The following is a 9,636-nucleotide window of genomic DNA, read 5'->3' as shown; positions in this document are numbered from 1 at the left end:
TATAAGTACCCACATTCTCTCCTGCTGCTCTTGCAATACTTACCGGAGTGTCCAGATCCGCTTCGTCATCTCCATTTACAAATCCTGTAATGGTATAAGTAAGCGTTGGCTCTGTTGCTCCGTAAACTTTGCCCTGCCCTGCATCTGCAGTTACCGTTAAGGTGGCTTTGGCAATACTGAACGCCAATGGCACTGAAACAGCCCCGTTATAATTATCATCTCCAGCCAGTGTCGCAGTCACTTCATAGCTTCCCGCATTTGTTGGCTTGGTAGAACTTGCCGCATAGGTTGTTCCTGATACACCTACGTAACTGAACGTCACAGCTCCGGCAGAACCCGATTTGGTTACCTGGTCTGGGCCCTGAGGATTGGTATTGTAGGTAAATGGTCCTGCCGCATCAACGGATATCGTTGACCCCGCTTTGGCAATACTGAACGCCAATGGCGCTGAAACAGCTCCGTTATAGTTCGCATCACCAGCCAGTGTCGCAGTCACTTCATAGCTTCCCGCATTTGTTGGCTTGGTCGAACTTGCCGCATAGGTTGTTCCTGATACACCTTCATAACTGAACGTCACCGCTCCGGCAGAACCTGATTTGGTTACCTGGTCTGGACCCTGTGGTGTGGCATTAAAAGTAAATGGTCCGGCTGCATTAACTGAGATCGTGGATGCTGCTTTCTGGGCGGCTACATTTGCAGTCACCTCTGGGGCCGCATTGTAATTGTCATCCCCTGTCTGATTATAGATCACCACACCAGTGCCAGTTCCGCTGTTCATCGTGTAGTCAGCACCAACATTGCTCAATGGGGCACTGCTTGAGTAAGCTACAGGCAATCCTGAGGATGCCGTCGCTGCTACCGTAAAGCCGGTACTGAATACCGCACTCGCTGGCGAAGCTGTAGTTACCGTAATCGTTTGGTTTGCTTTCGCAATATTGAACGGAGTAGCTACAGAACTTGCTTGTTTATAAAAACCATCAGTACTAGCTGCCACCGTTGCAGTTACGGTATAACTGCCCGCATTAATAGGACGAGTAGAACTTGGGCCATAGGTAGTAGGGCTTACGCCAGCATAACTAAACGTATAAATTGTCCCCGTTCCAGTGTTAGTAGCAGCATTGGGGCCATTTTGATTACCATTATAAACATAGGTGCCAATGGTAGGCGTAACTGTAGGCGTTGCTCTTGTATCCGTATTTACCGTTATTCTACCAACAGTTGCTGCAAAAAATGTATTGTTTTGGAAAGTTGCAGTTGAAGATGTTGATCCCCAGGTGCCATCATCCGTACCGAGACCTCCGAGAGTCAAGCTTCCAGCTGTATGAGTAGTAATGCTACCAAGGTTGGCTATTGCTCCAGAAGCTACGGATAAGTTACCATTTATTGATATGCCTGAACTAAATGACTTCGTTCCTGAACCTGATAGAATGAGGTTGCCATAATTTAAAGCCGCTATTGTTTGGTTAGCAGATCCATTAAAGTTAACAGTGCTTGTTACACTAGGGGTAAGGTTACTACTGTTACCTGATATGCTAATTACTCCAGAAATATTCAAGAAACTATTTCCCAATAAATTTAGATTCACATTTCCCGTATTTCCTGAAGTTCCAGTTGTGAGATTAATTATATTACCCTCAACAGTCCCCCCATCAACATTTACAATTGCCTGCCTGTTGTTGTTTGAACTGATCAGAGTTATGTGATCTGAAATATTCAATTGGTAGCCACCTACATTCAACACTGTATTTCCATTACCGCTACTTGCTCCTGAAACTTGCAAAGTTTTTGCAGCAGCATTTGCTGTTATTGTTACTGTATGCCTATCTGTAATTACAACATCATCATTTGCACCGGGGAAAACACCTGAAGCACATGGATTAGCTCCACAATTCCATGTAGATGATGCATTCCAATCACCAGAAGCCCTGCTTGTAAAACTTGCATCAGTAAAATGCGTTTCAGCAAAACTGCCCAAACTTCCATTTGCTGTTATAAAAAAAGCTTTCCCCAAATGATGCTGCTGCGTGATAAAGCTATTGGAAATTAGATTTCCTTCTGCATCTGCAGTAGCAGAAATTATAATATTGGGATTATGTGTAGGGATTTCCCTAATAATCATTTCGACCACCTCATTGGGTTGCCATCCGCTACCGGTGATTACTACAGTATCGCCCGGCTGATAATCTGATTTATCCGTCGTCACCGTCGGCAGATTATCCTGCCCCAGCACCTGTCCGGCTCCGAAGAGGCCGAAACTTAAGGTCAACACCAGGAAAAATCTCCTGGCAAAATCGAGTAAAATTTTATTTCCCATAGTCTTAACGTTTTTGTGCCTTGCAATCCCACATTGGATTTGATCAACTATAAAAAACAAGCATGACTAGTCCAGTCCTCAAAAGAATTCAAATGTTACAATAGAAATCCAATTTTCAAAACAAAAAAATCATTTTTCTATAATATTTTTTGTTTTTCATATACCATATTGTGCTTTTAATGTTTTTTTAAAAAAAACTCCTTAGTCTATCGTCACTTTTAGTCTTCGATTATCCAAAAAATCCCTACGCTTGTTGGTCCTAAGCAACGCTTTTAAGTAATTGACTCATTTAAGAACCAACAATCAACCTCGATTCATCTTATTTCCAACATTATTTTTCGCTGCTCCTCTTAAGAATTTATCAATCTCATAATCCCAAGCCATCTGAAATTCCAACACTTTGAAAAACAAAATCATCCAGTCGGCATTGGATCAAATTAAGGTTCAAAATGGTACTCCAAGTAATTGCATCCAAGGTAAGTCAGGTGCCATGAAGGACTTATAAAGTACTCTTTCCAATAAAAAGTGCTTCACCCTAAAAGGAAAAATTACGATCTGATTTGGGACTACATGAATCAAAAATTTCCCAAACTGTGTAATTTTTAATTAGTTCAAGCCAGATTGATTTTATTGCAAAACGGATTAATTCCTTATTTTTTCAAACTAAAATACCGCAAAGAATACTTTTTCGAAAGAATCTTTCAATTCAGGGAACTCTCCTTATTTCGGATTGAAATTGGTTTCTAAATACCCAAACCATAAAATAATTAGCCATGAACAATACCCCTTCTAACTCAAAGCTGAGTACTCCATTTGAGCTGCCCGGCACCATTGATCAGGATTCCACTAAACAGCACTATCGGAGGCCTGATGTCCATAGTTCGCTTCTCCCTGAAGATTTGGGGAAAAATCATAGCGTTCTCAATCGGAACAGCCATTTGGATGATCAGGAAAATCCCTTCAACTCAGAAACAGATCAAGAAATATTAGATCCAAAAAAACAGGATGTGGAGATCGTGGATCCGAAAAGAGATTTTCCGGACAAGGAATTTCCCGAACAGGAAAAGGAAGATGAAGTGCAAATCCCGGAAAAAATCATCCCAAAAGAAGGAGAGCACTTTATCACCAATGATGAAGGCGATATAATTAAAGAACCCACACGGGAATTGGATGATCCGTATCGACCGGGGCATTCAAATCAGGAAAATATCCCTCCTATCGAAGAGGAGTTTCCACTGCCCGATCCCAAGGAAAATACTGAAACCAACTATTGATTTAACCAAAAAGTACTGAATTGGATAATAATTAACCCTTGTTGGTCAAGCTATTCCAGCATCATTTTTTCCTTTAAAGCTGATGATGCCTCCTGTGACCGGTCTCTTAAATGTATAATTTAATTGAAATAGAATACGGAAGATCAACCGTGTATCTTTATTAATTTAACATTGAGGTTTTGGAAAAAAACTCCGAAAATCCGTGAGGAGGCGCCATTGGCTGATTTTTTAGTATCCAGTATCAAGTCCTTGGTGTCAAAAGAGACTTAGAATTCCAAACCTATTATTTCCTAATAACAAAGAGATCGTAATCGTTTAAACAGGTCATCCTGAGAAACAAAAAAAGCTCTTCCCTTCTGCCAATCATTATTGAAAAACAAATGCCTGAACCCCCGTAATTTTACTGTGAAAGAGGAACAAATCATTGCCGGACTGAAGGCAAAAGACAGAATAACCACCGAATATCTGTATGAAAAATATTCCAAAGCACTCTACGCGGTGATTTGCAGAATCATCTCCAATCGGGAAACTGCAGAAGAGGTTTTTCATGACTCCTTTCTTTACATCACCAGAAAAATCCAAGCTGAAAATATCTACAAAGGTCAACTCTACACCTGGATGGCCAATATCTGCCGAAAATGCGCAAACGATAAAAACAGCACCTAAGAATCTTCTTTTCCCATTTTTTATACCATCGGTTGGCGAAAGTGATCCCTGCTGCCTAATTTTCTAAAAATCACTTTCATCAACCTCATGTTTAGAATAATAACCCTAATCTTAGCTTCAGGATTGAGTCTTTCGGCCTTTGGACAAGGAACCCAATTGCTCCGCCAACCCACGCTTAGCCAAACTGAGATCGTATTTGTCTATGCCAACGACCTCTGGAAAGTCCCTAAATCCGGAGGAAACGCCATCCGCCTCACCAGCAATGAAGGAGAGGAAACCCTTCCCCATTTTTCTCCTGATGGCAAACACATCGCCTTCACCGCAGAATACGACGGGAATACTGATGTTTACCTCATCCCCTCCGAAGGGGGCGACCCCAAAAGACTCACCTGGCATCCCGGTGCTGATCTGGTGACAGGCTGGACTCCGGATGGAAATCACATCACGTTCACCTCCGGAAGGGAAGGATTTGCTACTCAGGAATCTAAATTTTTCAAAATCAACAAAAACGGAGGAATTGCTGAACCCATGCCAATTCCCCGTGCAGTAAATGGTGAAGTTTCGCCCGACGGAAACCATATCGCTTACCAGCAGATCGCCTTTTGGGATCCGGAGTGGAGAAACCATCGAGGCGGACAGGCCAAACCGATCTGGATTGTGGACCTGAAAGATTACTCGCTCAAGATGACTCCACAGACTGACAATGAACGCCACACTGATCCTATCTGGTTGGGAAAGAAAGTCTATTACATCTCTGAGCGGGATTACCTGGCCAATATTTGGTCTTATGATCTGGCAAGCGGACAGGAAAAACAGGAAACTTTCCTCAAGGACTTTGACATCAAAAGCTTGGATGGAAACGGAACTGAAATCGTCTACGAGCAAGGCGGTTATTTGCACCTACTCAATCCATCCAATGGCCAAAGTCAACAACTCAACATCACCGTCGCGGGAGATTTCCACTGGGCACGGGAGCGCTGGGTAGATGTCAAAGGAAATGACCTGAGCAATCCTCAGCTTTCCCCAACGGGTCAGCGGGCGATTTTCGAGTTTCGTGGGGAAATCATCACCGTTCCCAAAGAAAACGGAGCGGGAAGAAATGTAAGTAATACCTCCAAATCCGCCGAACGCTCGCCGGTTTGGTCGCCTGACGGAAAGCAAATCGCTTATTTCTCCGATGCCAAGGGAGAGTACGAACTGGTCATCGCCGATCAGGATGGGGGCATCCAAAAGAAAATAAACCTCCCGGATCCGAGCTTTTTCTTCAAGCCTGAATGGTCTCCTGATGGCGCACACATTGCCTTCACGGATACGGATTACCAGATTTGGGTGGTCAATGTAGCTTCCGGCAACGCCAAAGTGGTAGAAACAGACCGTTTTGCCCATCCCAATCGCAGCATGAACCCGGTTTGGTCACCGGATGGAAAGTGGATTGCCTATGTCAGACTGATGGATAATCAGCTGAAATCGGTTTTTGTCTTGAATGTGGATTCGGGAAAGAAAATCCAAATCGGCGATTCAATGGCTGATGCAATTACCCCGGTTTGGGATGAAAATGGAAAATACCTTTACTTCCTAGCCAGCACGGATTTCGGACTGAATACCGGTTGGTTGGACATGAGCAGCTACGATCATCCAATCACGCGAAGCCTGTATTTAGCGGTCTTGAATGCCGCCGATTCCTCCCCATTGCTTCCGCAAAGCGATGAAGAAACCGAGGCAAAAAAAGAAGAGAAGAAATCGGAAAGCCCGGTTACCGTAAAAATCGACGAGGCGGGAATTCAGCAGCGAATTGTAGCGATTGACATTCCAGCCAGAAATTATACAGGACTTGCCCCCGCTCCGGAAGGCTTTGTTTTCTACATGGAAAGCATTCCAAACGAAGGCACTACGCTTCATAAATACGACCTAAAAAAGCGTAAATCCGAGGTCTTTTTCCCTAAAGTAAGTCAGGCAGTCGTCTCCAAAGACCGAAAATCTCTACTCTATCAAAGTAATGGAACTTGGGGTATTGTCGAAACCTCAGGTACGGGCAAAAAGTCAGGTGATGGAGCTTTGAAGGCCATTGCTACCATGAAAGTGAAGGTTAACCCGATGGATGAATGGCAGCAGATCTATCGGGAAGGCTGGAGATACCAGCGGGATTTTCTTTATGTGGACAATGTGCACGGCGCGCCTTGGGATGATATTTACACTTGGTACAAGCCTTGGGTGGATCATGTCAGACACCGCAGCGATATGAATTACATCATCGACATCATCGGCGGAGAGGTGGCCGTGGGTCACAGTTACACCCGTGGGGGTGATTTTCCCGAGGTAAAATCCGTTCCTATCGGCCTCTTGGGTGCTGACTATGAACTGATCAACGGGAATTACCGAATCAAAAAAATCTATACAGGTGAAAGCTGGAATCCGAACCTGAAAGCGCCTCTGGCACAGCCCGGCGCTCAGGCTAAGGTTGGGGAATACCTTGTGGGAGTGAACGGAAAAGCCATTGCAGCAAATACCAATCTTTACCAATACTTCGAAGGCACAGCCAATCAACCGACCAAAATCCATCTGAACTCCAAGCCCGGGTTGGAAGGATCGCGGGTCATTCAAGTAATGCCTGTAGCCAATGAAGGCCAACTGAGAAACATCGACTGGGTCGAGGGAAACCGCAGAAAAGTGGATGAACTCTCCGGAGGAAAACTGGCCTACGTCTATATCCCGAACACCGGACAACCGGGCTACACCTCCTTCAACCGCTATTATTTTGCGCAGCAGGACAAAAAAGGTGCGGTGATCGATGAGCGAAACAACGGAGGAGGTTCGGCAGCCGATTACATGGTGGACATCATGGCACGTGATCTTCACGGCTATTTTAACTCCCGTGCAAATGACCATCGCCCGTTTACTACGCCAATGTCGGGCATTTGGGGACCGAAAGTCATGCTGATCAATGAGCGTGCAGGTTCGGGAGGAGATCTCCTTCCCTACTTATTCAACAAGATGAAAATCGGGCCTCTGATCGGCACCAAAACATGGGGTGGATTGGTTGGAACCTGGGACACACCTGCATTTGTGGATGGTGGAAGAATGGTGGCACCTCGGGGTGGATTCTATGATGTCAATGGAGAATGGGCTGTCGAAGGAGTGGGAATTTCCCCGGATATCGCTGTGGAACAAACTCCAAAAGATGTCATTGAGGGACGTGATCCGCAATTGGAGCGGGCCGTCAAAGAAGCCTTGGATCGCTTAGCAACAGAAGGCATCGAACTCAAACCCGAGCCCAAAGCGCCGATCCGATATTTCAGACCGAAAGGGAATTAGAAGCAAGTAGTTAGACTTTAGACACAAGACGCTAGAAACAAGAAGGAAGAGTTGTAAGTAGTTAAGAGTTAGTTGTAAGTAGATCGAATGCAAAAAAGCGAAGATTTATTAACCGCGGAGAACGCCGAGTACCGCAAAGGAAAAGGATGACGCTTAATTCAAAAAAACCTTGCGTCTCTTCGCGTTCTTAGCGGTAAATTAAGAAATACACTTTAAATCCAAATCTCCCTGAAAAAATTTTTCAGGGAGATTTTTTTTGGATTTCAATTTATAGCTACATTCTATAATGAAAATCAGAATCGCCCTCAATCTGCTTTTTCTTATCCTCAGCTCCTGTGGCATTCAGGACGGAAGACCAAATGGGGTATTTATCCGGGTTCAGAACAATTCGGATGTCAATTTCACAGGTGTCATTGTCCAATCAGGTAATGTGGAAAAAGCCTTTGGCTCCATTCTAGCCCGATCTAAATCTGATTACAAAGAATTTGAATATGCATTTAAATATGCAGCGGTTTGGCTTCAGGCTGAGGGGCAGGGCCTTTCAATGGCACCAAATGATTACACCGGGGAAATGCCCCTGAAGAACGGATATTATACCTACAAGATTGGCTTGAGTTCCGCGAATTTGACCGACGCCAATTTGGTGTTTGAACTCGTCAGAGATTGAGAGGAGTTAGATTTTTTGGTAATCCGAAATCCGACGTCCAGAATCCGAAATCAAATCAGCGTCAATCAGCGCAAATTAACAGCGAAGATCAGCGGGAAATCAATCCGAAACCTGTACTGAGCCTGTCGAAGCATCCGAAACCAGCAGATTCAAATCCCCCTTGCCCCCTTTAACTAGTATTTTCTTTCCTCAATACTAATTCAAGTCCAGGAGAGAGTTAGTCCCACTGCAAACTGTTCACTGCCTACTGCAACTGCCTACTGTGCAACTGCCTACTGCGACTGCCTACTTACTCTTCACCACTCACAACTTCCAAACCTCCTTACCTCCCAACCTGCTTCTCCTCCGGCCAAATGACGGAAGCCGCTATCGATACAAGCAAAATCCCTCCGACTATCGCCAATGAATTGGTAGAACTGAAATGATAAAGTGGCGCAGAAACCATCTTCAAGCCGATAAACACCAAGATTATGGCAAGTCCATATTTCAATTTGCTGAACATGTGGATGAAATTGGCAAGCAGGAAATAAAGGGATCTCAAGCCCAGAATCGCGAATATATTGGAAGTATAAAGGATAAATGGATCATCCGGGGCTATGGCAAAAATCGCCGGAATGGAATCCACCGCAAAAATCAAATCTGTGAATTCTATCACTGCCAACACCACCAAGAGTGGTGTCGCCATCTTCACTCCGTCTTTGATCACGAAAAACTTATCTCCATGATAATCCGGCGTCACTTTGAAATACTTATAAATCAATCGAGCCCCGGGGTTTTTGGTGTAGTCTTTTTCTCCTTCCTGTTCTTTGCCTGCAAACCAGGATTTGTACCCCGCATAGACTAGAAATATCCCAAACACTGTCAATACTACATTGATTTTGACGCTTCGCTCCAGAATGGTCATCTCAGGCAGGTAGGTCATTCCGATGATCCCCACGCCAGCAAAAATGAAAATCGCACGCATCACCAATGCGCCAAGGATTCCCCAAAAGAGCACCTTGTGGTGATATTCTCTCGGCACATTGAAAAAACCAAACACCAGAATAAATACGAAGAGATTATCGACAGAAAGTGCTTTCTCAATCCAATAAGCCGACTGAAACTGAGAAAACTTCTCCAGTCCAACCTGATCCACTGTGACGATGTAGATGAAAATACTGAAAATCATGGAAAGCCCAATCCAGAATACCGACCATATGGCGGCTTCCTTATTGGAAATGATATGGCTCTTTTTGTTGAAAATGCCCAGATCAAGGAGGAGCATAAACGCTACCAATAGGGCAAACCCGATAAGAATACCGGGATGGTTGATTAATGAATCCATAGGATTTGGATGAATAATTTTGGTTGGTAAATGAATGTTTCAGGCCGCTTGGCCGAATTTTAAAGGATTGCTTTGCACG

General features: G+C 44.3%; 6 protein-coding genes. 4 read left to right on the top strand and 2 right to left on the bottom strand.

Going from position 1 to position 9,636, the window contains the following annotated elements:
- A partial coding sequence (locus Q8M62_RS07850) for an MBG domain-containing protein (protein ID WP_305668069.1) occupies positions 1-2,374 on the bottom strand: 2,374 nt, incomplete at its 3' end.
- 713 nt (positions 2,375-3,087) lie between these two features.
- Here Q8M62_RS07850 and Q8M62_RS07845 point away from each other — a divergent pair.
- The 4 genes from Q8M62_RS07845 to Q8M62_RS07830 all read left to right on the top strand — a co-directional run bounded on the left by Q8M62_RS07845 (position 3,088) and on the right by Q8M62_RS07830 (position 8,233).
- On the top strand, positions 3,088-3,588 hold the full coding sequence (locus Q8M62_RS07845) for a hypothetical protein (RefSeq protein WP_304899120.1): 501 nt from the start codon (positions 3,088-3,090) through the stop codon (positions 3,586-3,588).
- 405 nt (positions 3,589-3,993) lie between these two features.
- A complete protein-coding gene (locus Q8M62_RS07840; protein ID WP_304899119.1) occupies positions 3,994-4,254 on the top strand; it encodes an RNA polymerase sigma factor in 261 nt (86 codons plus the stop codon).
- Positions 4,255-4,341: 87 nt separating this feature from the next.
- Complete coding sequence (locus Q8M62_RS07835; RefSeq protein ID WP_304899118.1) at positions 4,342-7,566, top strand: S41 family peptidase; 3,225 nt, start codon at positions 4,342-4,344, stop codon at positions 7,564-7,566.
- 286 nt (positions 7,567-7,852) lie between these two features.
- A complete protein-coding gene (locus Q8M62_RS07830; protein ID WP_305351778.1) occupies positions 7,853-8,233 on the top strand; it encodes a hypothetical protein in 381 nt (126 codons plus the stop codon).
- A gap of 322 nt (positions 8,234-8,555) precedes the next feature.
- Here Q8M62_RS07830 and Q8M62_RS07825 read toward each other — a convergent pair whose 3' ends face one another.
- Complete coding sequence (locus tag Q8M62_RS07825) at positions 8,556-9,557, bottom strand: TerC/Alx family metal homeostasis membrane protein (protein WP_304900945.1); 1,002 nt, start codon at positions 9,555-9,557, stop codon at positions 8,556-8,558.
- Positions 9,558-9,636: the final 79 nt, after the last annotated feature.

It is taken from the genome of Algoriphagus sp. (assembly GCF_030694375.1).
In the GTDB taxonomy this organism is placed as follows: Bacteria; Bacteroidota; Bacteroidia; order Cytophagales; family Cyclobacteriaceae; genus Algoriphagus.
The sequence above is the reverse complement of the archived record's forward strand: the minus strand, read 5'-3'. Positions and strand labels throughout refer to the sequence as shown.

Coding starts and splice junctions, on each gene's coding strand:
- Q8M62_RS07825 (WP_304900945.1), bottom strand. CDS start 9,557: ATGGATTCATTAATCAACCATCCCGGTATTCTTATCGGGTTTGCCCTA.
- Q8M62_RS07845 (WP_304899120.1), top strand. CDS start 3,088: ATGAACAATACCCCTTCTAACTCAAAGCTGAGTACTCCATTTGAGCTG.
- Q8M62_RS07835 (WP_304899118.1), top strand. CDS start 4,342: ATGTTTAGAATAATAACCCTAATCTTAGCTTCAGGATTGAGTCTTTCG.
- Q8M62_RS07830 (WP_305351778.1), top strand. CDS start 7,853: ATGAAAATCAGAATCGCCCTCAATCTGCTTTTTCTTATCCTCAGCTCC.